Origin of the sequence: Pseudomonas sp. NBRC 100443 (assembly GCF_030268185.1) — a bacterium.
Lineage (GTDB): Bacteria > Pseudomonadota > Gammaproteobacteria > Pseudomonadales > Pseudomonadaceae > Pseudomonas > Pseudomonas citronellolis.
In genome coordinates, this window is sequence record NZ_BSQE01000004.1 from 107,682 (window position 1) to 126,358 (window position 18,677).

The 18,677-nt window shown below is 67.7% G+C and carries 15 protein-coding genes; 6 read left to right on the forward strand and 9 right to left on the reverse strand.

Annotated elements, in window-relative coordinates; translation table 11 throughout:
* Nucleotides 1–62: 62 nt before the first annotated feature.
* Nucleotides 63–650 (forward strand): YajG family lipoprotein, encoded by a 588-nt coding sequence (locus QSJ95_RS06755; protein ID WP_009615848.1) that lies wholly within the window; start codon nucleotides 63–65, stop codon nucleotides 648–650.
* Nucleotides 651–714: 64 nt separating this feature from the next.
* Here the strand turns inward: QSJ95_RS06755 and QSJ95_RS06760 are convergent, their stop codons facing one another.
* Nucleotides 715–924 carry a hypothetical protein gene (locus QSJ95_RS06760; protein ID WP_009615850.1) on the reverse strand — a complete coding sequence of 70 codons (210 nt, stop codon included), beginning with the start codon at nucleotides 922–924 and terminating at the stop codon, nucleotides 715–717.
* Nucleotides 925–1,195: 271 nt separating this feature from the next.
* On the opposite strand from QSJ95_RS06760, the gene QSJ95_RS06765 reads away from it, so the two are divergent.
* A complete protein-coding gene (locus tag QSJ95_RS06765) occupies nucleotides 1,196–1,483 on the forward strand; it encodes a hypothetical protein (protein WP_043314065.1) in 288 nt (95 codons plus the stop codon).
* A 60-nt stretch (nucleotides 1,484–1,543) separates the two neighbouring features.
* On the opposite strand, the gene QSJ95_RS06770 is transcribed toward QSJ95_RS06765, so the two are convergent.
* Nucleotides 1,544–2,701, reverse strand: coding sequence for a 1-acyl-sn-glycerol-3-phosphate acyltransferase (locus QSJ95_RS06770; RefSeq protein ID WP_043314064.1), 1,158 nt, complete (start codon nucleotides 2,699–2,701; stop codon nucleotides 1,544–1,546).
* 136 nt (nucleotides 2,702–2,837) lie between these two features.
* On the opposite strand from QSJ95_RS06770, the gene QSJ95_RS06775 reads away from it, so the two are divergent.
* The 4 genes from QSJ95_RS06775 (at nucleotide 2,838) to QSJ95_RS06790 (ending at nucleotide 5,727) form a co-directional block, all read left to right on the forward strand.
* The gene (locus tag QSJ95_RS06775) at nucleotides 2,838–3,020 is read left to right on the forward strand and encodes a CPXCG motif-containing cysteine-rich protein (RefSeq protein ID WP_043314063.1); all 183 of its coding nucleotides are present in this window, start codon (nucleotides 2,838–2,840) and stop codon (nucleotides 3,018–3,020) included.
* Nucleotides 3,020–3,286: a putative signal transducing protein gene (locus tag QSJ95_RS06780; RefSeq protein ID WP_058487500.1), complete on the forward strand. Its 267-nt coding sequence runs from the start codon at nucleotides 3,020–3,022 to the stop codon at nucleotides 3,284–3,286. Before QSJ95_RS06775 ends, QSJ95_RS06780 begins: the two co-directional genes overlap by 1 nt.
* 18 nt (nucleotides 3,287–3,304) lie before the next feature.
* Nucleotides 3,305–3,922, forward strand: coding sequence for an SOS response-associated peptidase (locus QSJ95_RS06785; RefSeq protein ID WP_043314061.1), 618 nt, complete (start codon nucleotides 3,305–3,307; stop codon nucleotides 3,920–3,922).
* Nucleotides 3,923–4,356: 434 nt separating this feature from the next.
* Nucleotides 4,357–5,727, forward strand: a complete 1,371-nt coding sequence (locus QSJ95_RS06790; protein ID WP_285641022.1) for a spinster family MFS transporter — start codon at nucleotides 4,357–4,359, stop codon at nucleotides 5,725–5,727.
* Between the two features lie 930 nt (nucleotides 5,728–6,657).
* On the opposite strand, the gene QSJ95_RS06795 is transcribed toward QSJ95_RS06790, so the two are convergent.
* From QSJ95_RS06795 to QSJ95_RS06825, 7 genes are all read right to left on the reverse strand, one after another.
* Nucleotides 6,658–9,711: a multidrug efflux RND transporter permease subunit gene (locus QSJ95_RS06795; RefSeq protein WP_285641024.1), complete on the reverse strand. Its 3,054-nt coding sequence runs from the start codon at nucleotides 9,709–9,711 to the stop codon at nucleotides 6,658–6,660.
* A gap of 88 nt (nucleotides 9,712–9,799) precedes the next feature.
* Nucleotides 9,800–10,912 (reverse strand): efflux RND transporter periplasmic adaptor subunit, encoded by a 1,113-nt coding sequence (locus QSJ95_RS06800; protein ID WP_009615867.1) that lies wholly within the window; start codon nucleotides 10,910–10,912, stop codon nucleotides 9,800–9,802.
* 223 nt (nucleotides 10,913–11,135) lie between these two features.
* The gene (locus QSJ95_RS06805; protein WP_285641025.1) at nucleotides 11,136–12,233 is read right to left on the reverse strand and encodes a DUF1513 domain-containing protein; all 1,098 of its coding nucleotides are present in this window, start codon (nucleotides 12,231–12,233) and stop codon (nucleotides 11,136–11,138) included.
* 63 nt (nucleotides 12,234–12,296) lie between these two features.
* Nucleotides 12,297–13,358: an imelysin family protein gene (locus tag QSJ95_RS06810; RefSeq protein ID WP_285641026.1), complete on the reverse strand. Its 1,062-nt coding sequence runs from the start codon at nucleotides 13,356–13,358 to the stop codon at nucleotides 12,297–12,299.
* 10 nt (nucleotides 13,359–13,368) lie between these two features.
* Nucleotides 13,369–14,787, reverse strand: coding sequence for a di-heme oxidoreductase family protein (locus QSJ95_RS06815; RefSeq protein ID WP_285641027.1), 1,419 nt, complete (start codon nucleotides 14,785–14,787; stop codon nucleotides 13,369–13,371).
* A gap of 174 nt (nucleotides 14,788–14,961) precedes the next feature.
* Complete coding sequence (locus tag QSJ95_RS06820; RefSeq protein WP_285641029.1) at nucleotides 14,962–16,308, reverse strand: imelysin family protein; 1,347 nt, start codon at nucleotides 16,306–16,308, stop codon at nucleotides 14,962–14,964.
* Nucleotides 16,309–16,436: 128 nt separating this feature from the next.
* Complete coding sequence (locus QSJ95_RS06825) at nucleotides 16,437–18,509, reverse strand: putative bifunctional diguanylate cyclase/phosphodiesterase (protein ID WP_043314055.1); 2,073 nt, start codon at nucleotides 18,507–18,509, stop codon at nucleotides 16,437–16,439.
* Between the last annotated feature and the right edge of the window lie 168 nt (nucleotides 18,510–18,677).

Below are 18,677 nucleotides of genomic sequence, written 5' to 3' on the forward strand. Positions count from 1 at the left end.
AGGGCGCTCCGACGGCCGGTATACTGCCCGCCGTTCCGAGCCCAACCCATGGAGACACGAACATGTTGCAGCGTCTGTTGCTCAGTCTGATCGCCGCCGGCACCCTGGCCTTGTCCGGCTGTGCCCTCAGCCCGCAACAACTGAACCCGGACCCGGTATTCAAGGGCCAGCCGGTCGCCGTCGGCCAGGGCCAGCCGGTGGTGGTGAAGGTGGTCGACGGCCGCCAGAGCACCGAGCTGGGCACCCGTGGCGGCCTCTACTCGGAGACCAGCGCGGTCACCGTGCGCAGCCAGGACGTGATTCCCAAGCTGCAGGCGCAGACCGAGGCGGCGGTGCGCCTGCTCGGCTTCACCCCTTCGCCGAACGCCTATAACGCCCCGACCCTGACCCTCACCCTGGCCGAGCTGAAGTACCAGTCGCCCAAGGACGGCATCTACGTCACCGAGGCCACCATAGGCGCGACCTTCCGCGTCGACGTGCAGGCCGGCGGGCGCCGCTACAACGGTCGCTACGGCTCCAGCCTGAACCAGCGCTTCGGCATGGCGCCGAACCAGCAGACCAACACCAAGCTGGTCAGCGACGTGCTCAGCGATGCCCTGGACCGCGTGTTCAAGGACCCGACCATCGGGCAGACGCTGAACCAGCGCTGATCATACTGGCGCGAATGAAAAAGCCCGGCGAGTGCCGGGCTTTTTCGTTCATGGTCGCGGGAATTCAGGCGGCGGCCTGGCGGAACGGGTCGGTCTCGTAGGCCGGCTGGCGCTCGTCGGCTTCCGGCAGGTCCAGGTGTTCGTGGCCGCAGGCCTGGCAGTACACCAGCCAGTGGTCGTCCTGGACGTTGAAGGAGAGGTCGGTGACCACGGCTTCGATTTCATCCAGGTGTTCGATCAGGTAGGCGCTTTCGTGGGGTACGATTTCGAGCATGGCGAATCTCCTAGGCGGGATACCGGATGGCGAAAGGTGACTAGCCAGTCACGTGCCAGGTGTCGGAAAAGGCTTAGAACCCTTCTCGATAAGGCTGACGTTCGTCGTGAATAAGACGACCGAACTGGCTGTGCCTTCCTCCTGACAGATACAATCGGGCGTCTTTCTTTCAGTCCTGTGACGCACCCGCTGCGGTTCGTCGCTTCGTACAGAACTCGGCCTTGGCGCTTTCTGGCTTCCGGGCGTGCAGTCCTGAAGTGTGGAGGTCGTGATGTCGCTGCAGGCGCTCTGGAATCTGTTCCAGGCCCATCCCGCCCGGGTTCTCAACGACCTGGCATTGTTCTTCGCCCTGGCCGGCGCCTGGCTGCTGCTGGCCACCCGCCGGCGCGAGCGCCAAGCCCTGCAACGCCTGGTCGCCGGTGGCGAGGGCGTGGCCGCGCCGCTGGCCGAGGCCGAGCCGTCGACGGCGAAGATCAACCGCTTCTTCTACCTCTTCGGCTTCGCCTGCCTGGCCCTGGCCGTCGCGCTGAGCCAGTACAGCACGCACCTGCCGGGCTGAAAACGCACCGTCACGATGCAAAAGGGCGCCCATGGGCGCCCTTTTCGTTCATGCGGTGGCTCAGGCCTGCTTGAGCCGGTATTGGTTCAGCACCGGGTTGGCGTACTGCAGGACCAGGTAGGGGCGGTGCTCCGGCGGGCAGGCCTGCAGGCGCTGCTGCCACTGCTCGCGGGCCCGGCGCAGTTCCTCGGCGCCGAACAGGCTCTCGGCGCCGGGCACGGCCAGGGCCGGGTCGCGCAGCTCGGACATCTCGTAGGCCAGGTAGTGCACCGGGAACAGCCGGTAGTTGCCGAGGATCTGCCGGTCCAGGGCGGCGGCCAACTGCTTGGCGTCGGCGTAGTCGCCGTCCATCTCGGCGCCGAAGTTGATCTGCACGCGGCCTTTGTAGCCGGTGATGCCCTGGGCGATGCTGGCGTCGTCCTCGCCCGGCGCCTTGCGGTACTCGCCGGTAGTGGCGCGGGTGTACAGCTCGCGGGCCTTGGCGGCGTCGCAGGGGTCGTATTCGTAGCTGATCGACACCGGGATCAGGTGCAGCTCGCGGACCACCTCGGCGAAGGGCTCGTCCTTGCGGCTCATGTGGAACATCTTGAGGATCGCCGAGTCGGTGCGGTCGTCACCGTCCTTGGCGCGGCCCTCGGCCTGGGCGATCCACACCGACTCGCCGTCGTGGCGGATCGAGTGGTTGATGTAGGCCGAGAGGGTGGTATAGGCCGCCAGTTTCTCGCGCCGGCCGCTGATCGAGCGGTGCACGATGAAACTCTTGTTCAGGCGCATCAGGTCGCTGACGAAGGGCCGCTGCAGCAGGTTGTCGCCGATGGCGATGCGCGGCGTCGGCAGCTTGGCGTGGTAGATGGCGTAGTTGCAGAACGCCGGGTCCATCACGATGTCGCGGTGGTTGGCGATGAACAGGTAGGCGCGGCCGCTCTTGAGGTTGTCCAGCCCGGAGTAGGTGACGCCGTCGGTGGCGTGCTCGATGGTGCGGTCGACGTAGGGCTCGCACTTGTCCTGCAGTTCCACCACGCTGCGGATGCCGGTGACCTCGCGGGCCAGGCGGTGGGCGATCAGCGGGCGCAGCAGCCAGCCGAAGGGGCGCGACAGGCGCGGATAACGATAACGCGCCAGAATACCCAGGAAGGCGTCGTCGCTCAGCAGGCGCTGGAGAACGGCCGGGACTTCGGCGTCGTTGTACGGTCGGATGGCTTCGAACTCGCCCATCATGCTCTCTTGTTCATGGGTGTAACTGGCACGGCACGCGTCTGGCGCGGGCCTCTCCCCCGGAAAACCGACCATGCCCGCGGGCCTGGCCGGATAAAAAGACCGCGGGAGTATAACGGAAGTCACAGGGGACCTTCAGATGCTCGAGACCCAGGCTTACCGCTGCCCCTATTGCGGGGAAGCGGTCGAGGCCGTGCTAGACCTCTCCGGCGGCGACCAGAGCTACTATGAAGATTGTCCGGTGTGTTGCCGGCCCATCCTGTTCCAGCTGTACACCGACGGCGCCCAGTGGACGCTGGAGGTTCACCGGGAGGACGACTGATGCAGCGAGTCTACGAACCGGCCGACCTGGCCGAGGCCGAGTTGCTGGCCGGCATGCTGGCCAGCGAGGGCATCGATTGCCACCTCGGCGGCCGCCACCTGCTCGGTGGCATCGGCGAGCTGCCGCTGCACGGGCTGCTGCACCTGTGGGTCGACGACGATGCGGCGCAACAGGCGCGGGAGCTGATCCAGGCGTACAATGCCGCGCAGCCGTTGCCCGGCCCGGCCGACGAGTTCGGCCCGGCCAGCGGCGTGCTGCTCTGTTGAGGCCGCGCTGGAGCGCCGATGACCGCCCGCTTTGCCCTGTTCCGCTGGACCCGCGAGCTCGCCGAGCTGCCGGGCTTTCCCAAGGACCACCCGCCGCACTGGAACCTCGCCCCCGGCGCGCAGCTGCTGATGCTGCGCGAGGAGGCCGGCGTGCGCCGCGCCGACCTGGCGCGCTGGGGCCTGACCCCGGCCTGGCTCACCGACCTGTCGCGCACCCCGGCCCACGCCCGCGCCGAGACGCTGCACGAGCAGCCGATGTTCCGCGAAGCCTTCGCCCGCCGCCGCTGCCTGGTGCCGGCCAACGGTTTCTACGAATGGCGCGGGGTGCGCAAGCGGCCCTACTGGGTGGCCGGCGCCAGCGGCCTGAGCTATTTCGCCGCAGTCTGGGAGGCCTACCCGGTGGACGGCCACACCTGGCTGAGCCTGGCCCTGGTGACCCAGGCGGCCGGACCGCTGCGCCGCCCGTTGCTGCTGGAGAGCGAGGAGGACAGGGCCCTCTGGCTGGGGGACGAGACGCCGCTGCCCAAGTTGCTGAGCCTGCTGGCGCGGCCGCAGGTGCGGCTGCGGGAGCAGGCGTTGGCGAGCATAGTCAATGATCCGGCTTGCGATGGGCCGGAGTGTTTGACGCCGGCTTAGGGTAGGAGCGTTGAGGGGCTTTTCGTAGGAGCGAGCTTGCTCGCGAATGGCGCCTCCCGGTTGTCGAGGTGCGACAGATTGACTCCGCTCCCTCTCCCCAGCCCTCTCCCTGAAGGGAGAGGGGGCCAGGCCGTGCCGAGAGAGGAATTGGCTCCAGCCGGCAATCTCTGCGCTAGCCGGCTGACTCGGGAAAACCAGACCACGCCGAACGGTTCCCTCTCCCTTCAGGGAGAGGGTTAGGGAGAGGGAAAGGAGCCAAACCAAGACACAGAAGTCACCGGTGAACACGGTTCGCCCCCCCCCTCCGCCTTATCATCCAGAGGCCCCCACTCGCATTCAGCAGCCTGATAGTGCGCGCCAGTTTCCCCTGCGCTTGCCTAAGCTGCACTCCACCCCTTCGCTCTGGCCGCGTTGGCGGCGAACAGGAGTTCGGCATGCACAATAACAACAACGGCTACCCCTCTAGTGCCGTGGCCTGGTCCACGGTGGCGATCCTCATGGTTGCCTACGTCCTGTCGTTCATCGACCGGCAGATCCTCAACCTGCTGGTCGGGCCGATCCGCCGCGATCTGGCCATCAGCGACACCCAGATGAGCCTGCTCATGGGGCTGTCCTTCGCGCTCTTCTACACCCTTTGCGGCATCCCCCTCGGGCGCATGGCCGACAGCCGCAGCCGGCGCGGGCTGATCACCGTCGGCGTGCTGATCTGGAGCGCCATGACCGCGGCCTGCGGCCTGGCCCGGCAGTACTGGCAGTTCCTGCTGTTCCGCGTTGGCGTTGGCGTGGGCGAGGCGGCGTTGTCGCCGGCGGCCTATTCGCTGATCGCCGACAGCTTCCCGGCGCAGCGCCGGGCCACCGCCATCAGCGTCTATTCCATGGGCATCTACCTAGGCTCCGGGCTGGCCTTCCTGCTCGGCGGGCTGGTGATCAAGTTCGCCTCGGCCCAGGGCGACGTGCACCTGCCGCTGCTCGGCGAAGTGCGCCCCTGGCAGCTGATCTTCCTCATTCTCGGCGCCGCCGGGGTGCTCTTCACCCTGCTGATGCTGGCGGTGAAGGAGCCGCAGCGCCACGGCGTGGGCGCCGGCGTCGAGGTGCCGATGCGCGAGGTCGGCGCCTACCTGCGGGCCAACCGCAAGACGGTGATCTGCCACAACTTCGGCTTCGCCTGCATCTCCTTCGCCAGCTACGGCAGCGGCGCCTGGGTGCCGACCTTCTTCGTCCGCACCTACGGCTGGGACGCCGGCCACGTCGGCGTGGTGTACGGCAGCATAGTGGCGGTGTTCGGCTGCCTGGGCATCGTCTTCGGCGGGCGCCTGGCCGACCGCTGGGCCAAGCGCGGCAGGACCGACGCCAACATGCGCGTGGGCCTGCTGGCGGCCTGCCTGGCGCTGCCGCTGTCGGTGACCTTCCCGCTGCTGGACGACGCCAACCTGGTGGCCCTGCTGATGGCGCCCACGGTGTTCTGCCTGAGCATGCCCTTCGGCGTGGCGCCGGCGGCGATCCAGGAGATCATGCCCAACTCCATGCGCGGCCAGGCCTCGGCCATCTATCTGTTCGTGGTCACCCTGTTCGGCCTGGGCGTGGGCCCCACCGCGGTGGCGTTGGTCACCGACTTCGTGTTCCACGACGACATGGCGCTGCGCTACTCGCTGCTGATCGTCACCAGCCTGGCGCTGCTGGGCGGCGTGCTGCTGCTGGGCATGGGCCTGAAGCCCTACCGCCAGAGCCGCGAGCACCTGCAGAACTGGAGCCTGCAGCGCGAGGCCGGGCAGGACAAGGGCGGGATGCAGCGGCAGCCGGCGTAGGCTGTCATGCCCCGGCCAGCACCGTGGCTGGGGCCGGGCCATTGCGGACGGAGCCCGCTCCCACGGGGAATACCGTTGTAGGAGCGGACCTTGTCCGCGATAGCCGGACGTTCCGGCGCGATTCGCGGATGAGATCCGCTCCTACGCCACCCCACCCACGCCATTCCCCCGTAGGAGCGGACTCCGTCCGCGATCCGGCCGTAAGGCCGGCAAAGAAAAAGCCCCGCTGCTGCGGTAATGCTGTTCACTTAAGAAAGGATGCCGTTTCTCTGCCTGGGGAAACGGTATTTTTCATTTGGGGTTATGGCTTGGCTCGCGAAGCTTGCCCCACTCCGGCCTTAACCTGGTGATTGCCGCGAACAATACTTGCGCTGGCCCGAAGGGGAATAACCCAGTTGCCTTGGCTTGGGTGTTTCTGCGCCGCACCGAGTCTGCCCGACCGTCTTGTTTCGCCCCCTCGGGCGAGTCACTTTTGTCAGTCGCCACAAAAGTAACCAAAAAGGCTTGCCCCGACATACGGGCCCGATGGAGCCGGGCTACCCTCGCGAATTCCCCCGCCACGGAGGCCCGCCCCGAGGGTACGTCCCTGTAGCCCATCGGGGCTCTCGCGACATCCATGTCGCATGACCTCCTGAGCGCCGGTTTCGCTCGGCCTGCTGAAGGGGCGTTTCGGAGTGCGCGGCTATTTCTCTGGAAATCCGAATCGCGGACAAGGTCCGCTACGGTTCCAGGAAGCACGGGCGTAGGAGCGGACCTTGTCCGCGATTGGACTCAACGCCCCCGCCGGACACCCCGGTGGCACGAACGGCCCCCTCTCCCGCTTGCGGGAGAGGGCTGGGGTGACGGAGCGAAGCCAGGCTGGCGCACCTTCGCTGAACCACCACATATCGCTTAAGTGAACAGCATTACGCTGCTGCGGGGCTTTTTCGTTCAATGCGCCGGCGTCGGTTCGGCCACGGGCGTCAGGTCCTTCTTCGCCACCAGCGTGTACACGCACGGCAGCACGAAGAGGGTGAAGAGCGTGCCCACGGTCATCCCGGTGGCGATCACCACGCCGATGTCGAAGCGGCTCACCGCGCCGGCGCCGGTGGCCAGCAGCAGCGGGATCACCCCCAGGACCATGGCCGCGGTGGTCATCAGCACCGGGCGCAGGCGGATGGCCGCGGCTTCTTCCACCGCCTCGCGCACGCCCAGGCCGCGTTCGTGGCGCAGCTGGTTGGCGAACTCGACGATGAGGATGCCGTGCTTGCTGATCAGCCCGATCAGCGTCACCAGGCCCACCTGGGTGTAGATGTTCAGGCTCGACAGGCCGAGGAACAGTGGCACCAGCGCGCCGCAGATCGACAGCGGCACCGTGACCATGATCACCAGCGGGTCGCGGAAGCTCTCGAACTGCGCGGCCAGCACCAGGAAGATCACCGCCAGGGCCAGGCCGAAGGTCAGCAGCAGCGCGTTGCCTTCCTGGACGAACTGCCGCGAGGCGCCGGCGTAGTCGAAGGCGAAGCCGCGCGGCGACTCCTGCTCGGCGATCTGCTTCACACTGTCGATGGCGTCGCCCATGCTCACCAGCGGCACGCCGGAGATGATCGCCGAGTTCAACTGCTGGAACTGGTTGAGCTGGCGCGGCCGTGCGCGCTCGTGCAGGGTCACCACGGTGGACAGCGGCAGCAGTTCGCCGCGGCCGTTCTTCACGTAGTAGCTGCCCAGCCATTCGGGGTTCTCGCGGAAGCGCCGCTCGACCTGGGCGATCACCTTGTAGCTGCGCCCGTCGATGGTGAAGCGGTTGATCTCGCCCTCGCCCAGCAGGCTGGCCAGGGTGATGCCCAGGTCCTGCATGGACACGCCCATCTGCGCCGCCTTGGCGCGGTCGATGTCGACCACCAGTTCCGGCTTGTCGAAGGCCAGGTCGAGGTCGAGGAAGGCGAACTTGCCGGATTCCTCGGCGCGCTTCTTCACCCGCTCGGCCACCTGCAGCAGCGACTCGTAGTCGCTGGCGGTGTTGATCACGAACTGGAACGGCAGGCCCTCGCCGGTGCCCGGCAGCGACGGCAGGTTGAAGCCGAATATCTGCAGGCCGGGGATCTTGTCCAGCTCGGCCTGCACCGCGTGGAGCAGCTCCATCTGGCTGCGCTCGCGCTCGTCCCAGGGCTTGAGCAACATGCCGCCGATGCCGCTCTGCACACCGTTGTAGCCATTGATCTGGAACGCCGAATAGTACTCGGGGAAGCTGCGGAAGATGCGCTCGAACTCGCCGGTGTACTTGTTCAGGTAGTCCAGGTTGGCGGTCTGCGGCGCGTTGGCCATGAGGAAGACGATGCCCTGGTCTTCCTCCGGCGCCAGTTCCTTGTGGGTGAACACCAGCAGCAGCGGGATGATCGCCAGCACCAGCACGCCGAACACCAGCACCACCGGGCGGTTGTCCAGGGTGGCGTGGAGGCTGCGCTGGTAGCGTCGCTTCAGCCCTTCGAAGAGCAGGTCCAGGCGGTGCGACAGGCCGCTGGGGTTCTCGTCGTGGCGCAACAGGCGCGAGCACATCATCGGCGACAGCGTCAGCGCGACTACGCCGGAGATGATCACCGCGCCGGCCAGGGTGAAGGCGAACTCCTTGAACAGCGCGCCGGTCAGGCCGCTGAGGAAGCCGATGGGGGCGTACACCGCGGCCAGGGTGATGGTCATGGTGACCACCGGCACGGCGATTTCCCGGGCGCCCTCGATGGCGCCCTGGAAGGGCGACTTGCCGTCCTCGATGTGGCGGTGGATGTTCTCCACCACCACGATGGCGTCGTCCACCACCAGGCCGATGGCGAGCACCATGGCCAGCAGCGTCAGCAGGTTGATGGAGTAGCCCATCAGCTGCATGAAGAACAGCACGCCGATCATCGACAGCGGGATGGTCACCACCGGGATCAGCACCGAGCGGAAGGCGCCGAGGAACAGGAAGACCACCACGATGACGATCAGGATGGCCTCGCCGAGGGTCTTCACCACTTCGTCGATGGAGGCCTGGATGAAGCGCGTGGCGTCGTAGGCGATGGACACCTTCAGGTCCGGCGGCAGCTGTTCCTCCAGCTCGGGCATCTTGGCGCGGACTTCCTTGATCACGTCCAGCGGGTTGGAGCTGGGCGTGCCCTTGATGCCGATGTACACCGAGGGTATGCCGTTGAACGAGCTGACCGAGTCGTAGCTGGCCGCGCCCAGTTCCACCCGCGCCACGTCGCTCATCAGCACGCGGCGATCGCCCAGGGTCTTCAGCGGGATGGCGGCGAAGGCCTGCGGCGATTTCAGGTCGGTGGCGGCGTTGACGCTGGTGACCACCAGTTCGCCCTTCACTTCGCCGGCGGCGGAGAGGAAGTTGTACTTGCGCACGGCGTCGTCGATGTCGCTGGCGGTGATGCCGTAGGCGGCCATCTTCACCGGGTCCAGCCACAGGCGCATGGCGAACACCTGGTTGCCGAGGATCTCGGCCTCGGCGATGCCCGGCAGGGTGGCGAGCTTGGGCTGGATCACCCGCGACAGGTAGTCGGTGATCTGCGGGTTGTCCATGTGCTCGCTGTAGAAGCTGATGTACATCAGCGCCGAGGCGTCGGCGGCTTCCTTGTCCAGCACCGGGTCCTCGGCGTCGGGCGGCAGCTGCGTCTTCACCTCGCCGATCTTCGACAGCAGCTCGGTCACCAGGCGGTCGGTGTTGGCGCCGATGTGCGCGTAGATGGAGATCACCGAGTAGTTCTGCCGGCTCACCGAGGTCATGTAGTCGATGCCTTCGGCGCTGGCCAGGCTCTGCTGCAGCGGCTGGGTGATGTAGCCCTGGATGGTCTCGGCGTTGGCCCCGGCGTAGAAGGTGGTGACGGTGATCAGCGCGTTCTCCATCTGCGGGTATTCGCGGATCACCAGGCGGCTGAAGGCCTGCATGCCGAGCAGGACGATCAGCAGGCTGACCACCGTCGCCAGCACCGGGCGGCGGATGAAGGGATCGGTAAAGGCCATGGTTCAGTCCTTTGTCGTTGCGCCCGCGCGGCCGTGGCCGGGCGGGGTTCGGCGGCCGCGCGGGCCGCCCTGGTGCTTGGGTTGCGGCTCAGCGCACGTCGTCGACGATGGCCACCGGGGTGCCGCTGTCCAGCTTGAGCTGGCCGCTGGTCACCACCTGGTCGCCGACCTTCAGGCCGTCGAGGATCACCGCCTTGCCTTCGCGGCGCTCGCCGACCTTGACGAAGCGGCGCTCCACGGCCAGCAGCGGCTGGCCCTTGGCATCGTTCTGCGGCTTGCCGTCCTTGTCCTGCTTCGGCCCCACCACGTACACCGAGTTGCCGTACAGGGTGAAGGCGATGGCGGTTTCCGGCACCACCACGCGCTGCGCGGTTTCCGGCAGCTGCACCTCGAGGCTGGCGAACATCCCCGGCAGCAGCTTGCCGTCGGGGTTGGCCATGGCCGCGCGCACCTGCAGGTTGCGCGTCTCGTTGTCCACCCGCGGGTTCAGCGCCTGGATGCGCGCCTCGAACACCTGGCCCGGGTAGGCCGCGACCGTGACCAGCACGCGCTGGCCGACCTGCAGGCGGGGGAAGTCCTGTTCCGGCAGGAAGAAGTCCACCAGCAGGGTGGAAAGGTCCTGCAGGGTGGCGATGGGCGTGCCCGGCGAGACGTAGTCGCCGACGTCCACCTGGCGGATGCCGATGGTGCCGCCGAAGGGGGCCAGCACGCGCTTCTTCGCCAGCGCCGCCTTGAGCTGCGCGACCGTGGCGCTGGAGCGCTGCAGTTGCGCGGCCAGGCGGTCGAACTCGCTCTTGGAGATGGCCTGGCGGCCGACCAGGCTGCGGCCGCGCTCGAACTCCACCTGGGCCAGGTTGAGGTCGGCCTCGGCGGTGCGCAGGGTGGCGGCCTCGACGTCGTTCTCCAGCTGCACGATGGGTTGGTCGACGCGGACCTTCTCGCCGGAGGCGAACAGCACCTGGCGCACGGTACCCGAGGCTTCGGCGGTGAGCACCACGCCCTGGTTGGCGCGCAGGGTGCCGATGGCCGGCAGGCGGCTCTGCCAGGTGAGTTCCTCGGCCTTGACCGCGGTGACGCTGACCGGCGGGCGCGGCGCGGTGAACTGGGCGATCTGCTTCTGGATGGAGAAGTACTTGGAGCCGGCGAGCACCGCGACTATGACGGCGACCGCGCCGAGCATGATCAGCATGCGGCGCAACATGTTCCTGTTCCTTGGTAAGTGCCTGGCGGCTCTGCGCTGCGAGGGGCCCGTTCCTGTATGACCGGCCCTGCCTTCGCGGGACTGCATCGGTTCCCGGAGCCTGGCGGGAATGCCCCGTTGCGGGGCAGAAGTGCGCACATTAGACGGAGTTCGCTGCCGCGTCAAAGTGCCTTGATTGCAGGACGTTTCCCCTCGCGGGGGATTTAGCGCGGCCCTGCGCGGTTCAGGAGGCCAGGTGCAGGTGGTTGTCCCAGAATGCTGGCGGCAGTTGCAGCGCCTCGGCGGCGATCTTCTCGCCGCGGCAGTCGTAGAGGCGGCAGCGGCCCTGGCCGGAGGTGACCACGAAGCCGTCCTTCACCGCGCCGACGCCGGCGCAGTCGGGCAGCGGCGCGTCCAGGCGCAGGGCGCCGCTGTCCAGGTCCCAGATGAAGAAGCGGTTGCCGCGCGGCGCGGTCAGGGCCACCAGGCGCAGCTCGTCGTGCACCGCCACGCTGGCGGTGTACTGGACCATTGCCTGGCGCTGTTCCTCGCCCAGCGGGAAAGGCTGGAAGCTCTGGCCGGGGCGCTTGATGGCGAGCAGGTCGGCGGCCTCGTGGGCGTCGCCCATGAACTGCTGGCAGGCGACGATGGTGCCGTCGGCGGCGATGGCCAGGTGGCGCACGCTGTTCATCTGCTGGGCCAGGGTTTCCTTGGAGATCAGCGAGCCGTCGCGGCGCATCAGCACCAGGCTCGGTTCCATGGCGTCGAGGTTCATTTCCACCCGGCTTTCGGCTTCGGTGCGGATGCCGCCGTTGGCCACCACCAGGGTTTCGCCGTCGGGCAGCCAGGCCACTTCGTGGGGGCCCAGGCCGTGGGTCGGTACTTCACCGGCGTGCGCCAGCTTCTCGCCGTCGAAGCGGTAGATGCCGAGCAGGCCGCGACCGGGGTCGGTGGTGTTGTTCTCGGTGGCGTAGAGCCACTCGCCGTCCTTGTGCCACACGCCGTGGCCGTAGAAGTGGCGGTCCGGCTGCGAGTCCAGGGTCTGCAGCAGGCGGCCGTCCTCCAGGCTCACCAGGTAGCTCTGGCGCCCCGGGCGGCGGGCCACGAACAGCGCCAGCGGCAGCGTCGGGTGCTGGACGATGGCGTGGCAACGCAGGCCCACCTCGGTGGCGAACGCGCAGCTGCCGTCCAGGCGGTAGCCCACCGCGTAGTGCTTGCCATCCGCGTCGTCGCGGGCGGACAGCAGCAGGGGCTCCTTGCCCTTGCGCGACAGCGTCCAGCCGCCGAAGGAGAGGGCGCCGAGCAGCAGGCTGCCCAGGCCGATCACGTGACGTCGCAGCATGGCGTTCACCTCTTTCACTTCATTCACCCTGACCTGGCGAGCTGAAATCCGGCGCTCGGCCGATCAGTCGCCGTCGTTGGCGTTGAAGCCCAGTTGCACGTTCAGCGCCTTGGCCAGTTCGCCCTCGTGCAGGCGGTGGACCACGTTCAGGCTGTCGTACAGCTCGTTGAGCTGCTTGACGCCGGCGTCGTCCTTGAGCAGTTCGCCCAAGGGCTGCTTGAGCGCTGCGAACTTGCCGTGGACGTCGGCGTAGGCGGCGTCGATCTTGCCGGCCAGGTCCTTCTGCTCGCTCGGCAGCAGGGCGCGCAGGCCCTTGCCGTCGGTGCCTTTCCACAGCGCCTCGGCGCCGTTGAGGCTGGATTCCAGGCTGGCCAGGGAGATGTCGCTGCGCCAGTTCTCGGCCTGGAACGGTTGCGGGATGCCCTTGCTCTGGCGGCCCAGCGGGGTGCCGAGCTTCTTCTTCAGCATGTCCAGGGCGGTGACCTGCACGCGCATCATCTCGGCGATGGCCTCGTGGGCGTCGGCGTAGCGCTCGTTGGGGAACTTGCTCATCTGCGCGAGCATGCCGTTGTCGGCCTTCCAGCGCGTCAGGATGTCCTGGGCCAGGGCCTGCTGGTGCTCGCCGATGGCTTCCAGCAGCGGGCAGTAGCGCGCGCGGGTGGCGGCGTCGGCCAGGTCGATCTTGGCGTCGAAGAGGATGTATTCGTAGGCGGTCAGGCCCTGCACCACCACGCTGGACTTGGCCAGGGTGACGGGGGTGATCTGCGCGTCGCCGTTGAGCAGTTGCTCGACCTGGCGCGCCACCAGGTTCTTCTTGTCCGGGTAGAACTGCACCTGCCAGGCGCGGTTGCCCTCGGCCAGCGGGCCGATCAGCAGCGGCTGCAATTCGGCCCAGGCCTTCTGCGCGGCGACGAAATCGGCGCGAGCCTTGGCCAGCTCTTCCTTGCCCTGGCAGAAGGCCAGGGCGCTGGCGGCCAGGGCGCGGTCGGCGTCGACCCAGCGGCTGTAGGCCGGCAGGATCACCTGCTGGGCCAGCGCGGCGCTGGTGGTCGCCTGCGGGTCCTGCGGCGAGCAGGCGCCCAGGGCGATGGCGAGGCTGGTGAGCAGTAGTCGGGGGCGGAACATGTTCGGCTCCTTAGAGTGAATTCAGGAAGTCCAGCAGGGCGCTGCGCTGCGCGGCGTCGAAGGCCAGTACCCGCTGCCTGGCCGCCTCGGCCTCGCCGCCGTGCCAGAGCACGGCCTCCAGCAGGTTGCGCGCGCGCCCGTCGTGGAGGAACTGGGTATGGCCGTTGACCACCTCGGTCAGGCCGATGCCCCACAGCGGCGGGGTGCGCCAGTCGCGTCCGCTGGCGAGAAATTCCGGGCGATTGTCCGCGAGTCCCTCGCCCATGTCATGTAGTAGAAGGTCGCTGTAGGGGCGGATCACCTGGTTGGCCAGCTCCGGCTCGGCGGCGTCGGGCCCGGTGGTGAACTTCGGGGTGTGGCAGCCGGCGCAGCCGGCCTGGTGGAACAGCGCCTTGCCGGTCAGCACCTGCGGGTCGTCGACCTTGCGCCGCGCCGGCACCGCGAGGTTGCGCGCGTAGAAGGCGACCTGGTCGAAGATGCGCTGGCTGACCTCGGGCTTGCCGCCGTCGACGGCCTGGCGGCAGTCGACCTGGGCTTCGGTGCAGTCGTCGCTGGGCAGCAGGGGGCTGGTCAGGCCCATGTCGCCGGAGAAGGCGTGGGCGTTCTGCTGCGCCACGTCGGGTTGCCCGGCCTTCCAGCCGAAGCGGCCGAGCACGGTCTGCTGGCGGGCGTCGTCCCAGACGCGGTTGGCGCGGCCGCGGATGCCGTCGCCGTTGCGGTCCTCGGCGTCGGCATTGGCCAGGATCGCCGCTTCGGGGATGGCCTCCAGCAGGCCCAGGCCGATCATCGGCGGGGCGACGCGGGCGGAGAACTGGGTGTCCGGGTGCATGGGGCCGTAGCCCAGCTCGGTGAGGCGCAGGATCGGCTTGCGCAGCTCGACCTCGGTGCCGTCCTTGAAGCTTACCTTCAGCGGCTGGTAGTCCAGGCGCACCCGCGCCTCGGGGGCCACGCCGGGAATCGCCGAGTCCTGCAGCTGGCCGCCGTAGACCGGCTCGGGCACCACGCCCAGGCGCTTGAGCGTGCGTGCGTCCTCGGCGCCGGCGGGAATCGACAGGCGCACCAGCATGGACACCGCGTTGATGTCCTTGGGCCCCGGCGGATGGCCGCGGCCGTCCTTGATGTGGCAGTTCTGGCAGGCGTTGGTGTTGTACAGCGGCCCCAGGCCGTCGCGCGCGGTGGTGGTGGTGGGCGCGATCACCCAGGGGTTGCGGAAGAAGCTGTTGCCCACGCTGAAGTCCAGGCGGCGGCTGGGCGTGAGGTTGCCCGAGGGCATGGAGTAGGCGTTGCGGTCGGCCTGGTAGACGGTGGCGCCGCCGCCGGACAGGGCCTCGCCCGGTTCGGCCACCGCCTTGGGCTCTTCGCGACCGCAGCCGGCGAGGGCCAGGGTGGCGAGCAGGGCGGCGAGGGCGGCGGTTGGACGGCGGTACATCGAGGCGATCCAGGCTGAAAAACGGGCGGGCCATCTTAGCAGTTGGGCAAATGCAAATATGAAAAATTTGTATTCGCTATTGCCGTGTGGCCCGGATGAAACGCCAAGGCCCCGGTTCGCGGGGCCTTGGTTTGGCCAGTGCGCTGCGGCCGGTTGCCGCAGCGCGGGCGTCGATCAGAACTGGTGATCGGCGTTGTCCGGCTTCAGGTCCTGGATGCCCAGGGCGGCGGCGGCCTTCTCGATGGCGCCGGTCTGCTTGACCAGGGAAGCGATGGCGTCGCTGATGATCTTGTGGTCGGCTTCGTCGGCCGGGGCGATCATCTGGTCGAAGTGCACGCCATCCTTCTCGGCGCGGTCGACGATGGCCTGCATCTTGGCCTGGGTGGCGTCGAGGTCGGCCTTCAGGTCGGTGTTGGCCTGGGCATCGGCCTTGGCCACCAGGTCGGCCACGCTCGGGCCCTTGACCACGCTGCCGTCCACGCGCTTGTACTCGCCCAGGTAGATGTTGCGGATGCCTTCGGCGTTGAAGTACAGGGTGTGGTGGGTGTTGTCGCTGAAGCAGTCGTGCTCGTCTTCGGTGGAGTTGGCTTCCAGGGCCACCTTCATGCGCTCGCCGGCCAGCTCGCCCAGGGACAGGCTGCCCATGCCGAAGAAGATCTTGCGCAGGTTGGCGTCGGCGCCGTCGGCTTCCAGCTTGGCGCGGTAGTTGTCGGCGACGCCGGCCTTCCAGTTGCCGACCATTTCTTCCAGCTGGGTCACCAGCAGGTCGGTGACGGCCTTCAGGTAGGCCGCGCGACGGTCGCAGTGACCGTTGCTGCAGTCCTTGCCCTGGACGTAGTCGGTGTAGGGGCGGTTGCCGGCGCCGGGCTTGGTGCCGTTGAGGTCCTGGCCCCAGAGGAGGAACTCGATGGCGTGGTAGCCGGTGGCGACGTTGGCTTCGGAACCGGCCACTTCGTTCAGGCTGGCCAGCTTCTCGCCGGTGATTTCCTTGACGTCGATCTTGTCTTCGCCGACCTGGATCTCGGTGTTGGCGACGATGTTGGCGCTGGCGGCCGGGTTGCCCTCGGCGTGCTGGTAGTCCTTGGCGACGTAGTCGATCAGGCCTTCGTCCAGCGGCCATGCGTTGACCGCGCCTTCCCAGTCGTCGACGACCTTGTTGCCGAAGCGGAAGGCTTCGCTCTGCGAGTAGGGCACGCGCGCGGCCAGCCAGGCCTCGCGGGCGGCCTTGAGGGTTTCTTCGCTGGGCTTGGCGAGGAAGGCGTCGACGGCCTTCTGCAGGGCCTGGGCGGTAGTCAGGGAGTCGCTGAAGACGGCCTCCGCCATGTCCGCGTAGTTCTTCACCACGGCCTTGACCGCGGCCTCGTCGACCTTGGCGGCGGCCGGGGCGGCGCTCTGGGTGCTGGCGGCCGGGGTGGCTGCCTGGCTGGCCGGGGCGGAAGCTTCTTTCTTGTCGTCGCCGCAGCCGGCGAGGGAGATGGCGATGGCCAGCAGGCTGGCGGTGGCCCAGGGCATACGAGTCATGGCGGGTTCCTTAGCATGAGGGTGGCGCAAAAAGGTGTGCGCAACGAAAGCGGCAACATAATGCGAAAGATTTGCATTTTTGAAAAGGCCGCGCTTGCGATTTGCCAGCAGCCTTCACAGCGGGGGGATCAGCGGCGTTCGATGCTGGAGCTGCCGGCGGCCTCGGCCAGGCGCCGCGCCTGCTTCAGATAGAGGGTCAGCTCGCGCGCCGGCAGCGGCTTGCTGTACAGGTAGCCCTGCCCCTCGTGGCAGCCCTGGTCGATGATGTAGGCCTCCTGCTCGAGGGTCTCCACGCCCTCGGCGATGACCTGCATGCCCAGGCTCTTGCCCAGTTGGATGATGGCCCGGACGATGGTGGCGTCGTCGTCGTCCTGCAGCAGGTCCTGGACGAAGCTCTTGTCGATCTTGATCTTGTCCAGCGGCAGGCTCTTCAGGTAGCTGAGCGAGGAGTAGCCGGTGCCGAAGTCGTCGATGGCGATCAGCGCGCCGGCGCGGCGCAGGCTGAGCAGGTGCTGGGCGGCGGTGGAGATGTCTTCCATCAGGCCGGTCTCGGTGACTTCCAGCTCCAGCGAGCGCGGCGGCAGGCGGTGGATCTGCAACAGGTTGCTGACCACCCTGGGCAGGGCGTTGTGGCGTAGCTGCACGGTGGACAGGTTGACCGCCAGGCGCAGGTCGTCGAAGCCCTGGTCGTGCCATTCGCGCAGTTGCTTGCAGGACTGGTCGAGCACCCATTCGCCGATGGAGAAGATGCTGCCGTTCTGTTCGGCCAGGGGGATGAACAGGTCCGGCGCGACCCAGCCCTGGGTCGGGTGCTGCCAGCGCAGCAGGGCCTCGACGCCGACCACGCGGTGGTCGCGGTAGTCCACCTGCGGCTGGTAGACGATATGCAGCTCGTTGCGCGACAGCGCTTCGCGCAGGTCCTTCTCCAGCTCGCGGCGGCGGCGCATCTCGCTGTCGACGCTGGCGATGTAGAACTGGTAGCGGTTGCGCGAGCGGGTCTTGGCCAGGGTCATGGTCTGCTCGGCCTTCTGCAGCAGCTTCTCGGTGCTCTCGCCATCCTCGGGGTAGAGGGTGATGCCGATGGTGGCGCGCAGTTGCACCGGCTGCTCGTCGAGCTGGAAGGGCAGCTCCAGGTCGTCGAGGATCTGCTGGGCCAGTTCCGCCGCCTCGTAGGGCTGCTCGATGTCGGCCTGGACCAGGGCGAACTGGTCGCCGCCCAGGCGCGCCAGGGCGCCGAGCTGGGCGCTGTGGCCGCGCAGGCGGTCGGCCAGGGCGATCAGCAGCTGGTCGCCGAACTGGTAGCCGTGCTGTTCGTTGATGCCCTTGAAGTCGTCCAGGCCCAGGCACAGCACCGCCACGCGGCGTTCCTCGCGGCCGGCGTCGGCGAGGATCTGGTCCAGGCGCTGCTGCAGCAGCTTGCGGTTCGGCAGGCCGGTGAGGAAGTCGTACTGGGAGATGCGCAGCAGGCTGTTCTCCGCCTCGCGGCGCAGGTGGCCGTTGCGCTCGATGGATTCCAGCAACTGGTTGGCGGTGTTGATCCACAGCCCCAGTTCGTTGTGCTCGTGGCCGGCCAGCATCGGCAGCTTGTGCTCGCCGGGGCGGTCGGGGTTGATGCTGGTGAGGTGGTCGATGATGCGCCACAGCGGCTTGGTCAGCAGCCAGTGGTAGACCAGGAACAGCACCAGGCCCATGGCCAGGGCGCGGAGGATGCCGGAGAGGAAGATGATCACCGAGGTGACCACGAAGTCCTGGCCGTAGGGCGCGGTGTCCAGGGTGATCTTCAGATCGCCGTAGTATTCGCCGGGCTCGCCGCGGCCGACCAGGCGGATGGAATAGTGCTGCTCGGGGCCGAGGATGGGGTCGGTGAGCCATCGGGTGGGGGAGTCCAGCAGCGGGCGGGATTTCTCCGCCAGCATGGGTTCGTCGGGGTGGCCGATGGCGGCGTAGCGCACCGCTTCATGCTGGAACAGGCCTTCGAGCACCTGCATGGCCATGTCGCGGTCCAGGCTGTACACCGCCTGGGTGGACGGGTCGCGGACCATGGCGAGGATCCGCTGGGCATCGTTGTGCACCGCCTGCCGCGCCTTGTGGGCGTCGAAGACGATCTGCGCGCAACTCAGGACGACACCCACCACCAGCGCCGCGAGCAATACGACGCGCAGCAGCTTGAGGGAGAGCCTGTGCCGGGGGTCCAGTTTCAAGGGTGCTTTCCTTGTTCATCGCCATCCGGCGAAAGACAGGTCTGAGTATTGGCAAACGGAGCTTTGACGTCAAAGGGCCATCACCCTTTTTCCGACCAAATCCGACTCTCAGGTTAGCCGAGCCTTGTCCTTCTGGCGCGCAGAAAGCAGAAACCCGGCTTCAGGCCG

Excerpts from the sequence above, each read along its gene's own strand:
- QSJ95_RS06755 (WP_009615848.1), top strand. The coding sequence starts at position 63 with ATGTTGCAGCGTCTGTTGCTCAGTCTGATCGCCGCCGGCACCCTGGCC.
- QSJ95_RS06760 (WP_009615850.1), bottom strand. The coding sequence starts at position 924 with ATGCTCGAAATCGTACCCCACGAAAGCGCCTACCTGATCGAACACCTG.
- QSJ95_RS06765 (WP_043314065.1), top strand. The coding sequence starts at position 1,196 with ATGTCGCTGCAGGCGCTCTGGAATCTGTTCCAGGCCCATCCCGCCCGG.
- QSJ95_RS06770 (WP_043314064.1), bottom strand. The coding sequence starts at position 2,701 with ATGATGGGCGAGTTCGAAGCCATCCGACCGTACAACGACGCCGAAGTC.
- QSJ95_RS06775 (WP_043314063.1), top strand. The coding sequence starts at position 2,838 with ATGCTCGAGACCCAGGCTTACCGCTGCCCCTATTGCGGGGAAGCGGTC.
- QSJ95_RS06780 (WP_058487500.1), top strand. The coding sequence starts at position 3,020 with ATGCAGCGAGTCTACGAACCGGCCGACCTGGCCGAGGCCGAGTTGCTG.
- QSJ95_RS06785 (WP_043314061.1), top strand. The coding sequence starts at position 3,305 with ATGACCGCCCGCTTTGCCCTGTTCCGCTGGACCCGCGAGCTCGCCGAG.
- QSJ95_RS06790 (WP_285641022.1), top strand. The coding sequence starts at position 4,357 with ATGCACAATAACAACAACGGCTACCCCTCTAGTGCCGTGGCCTGGTCC.
- QSJ95_RS06795 (WP_285641024.1), bottom strand. The coding sequence starts at position 9,711 with ATGGCCTTTACCGATCCCTTCATCCGCCGCCCGGTGCTGGCGACGGTG.
- QSJ95_RS06800 (WP_009615867.1), bottom strand. The coding sequence starts at position 10,912 with ATGTTGCGCCGCATGCTGATCATGCTCGGCGCGGTCGCCGTCATAGTC.
- QSJ95_RS06805 (WP_285641025.1), bottom strand. The coding sequence starts at position 12,233 with ATGCTGCGACGTCACGTGATCGGCCTGGGCAGCCTGCTGCTCGGCGCC.
- QSJ95_RS06810 (WP_285641026.1), bottom strand. The coding sequence starts at position 13,358 with ATGTTCCGCCCCCGACTACTGCTCACCAGCCTCGCCATCGCCCTGGGC.
- QSJ95_RS06815 (WP_285641027.1), bottom strand. The coding sequence starts at position 14,787 with ATGTACCGCCGTCCAACCGCCGCCCTCGCCGCCCTGCTCGCCACCCTG.
- QSJ95_RS06820 (WP_285641029.1), bottom strand. The coding sequence starts at position 16,308 with ATGACTCGTATGCCCTGGGCCACCGCCAGCCTGCTGGCCATCGCCATC.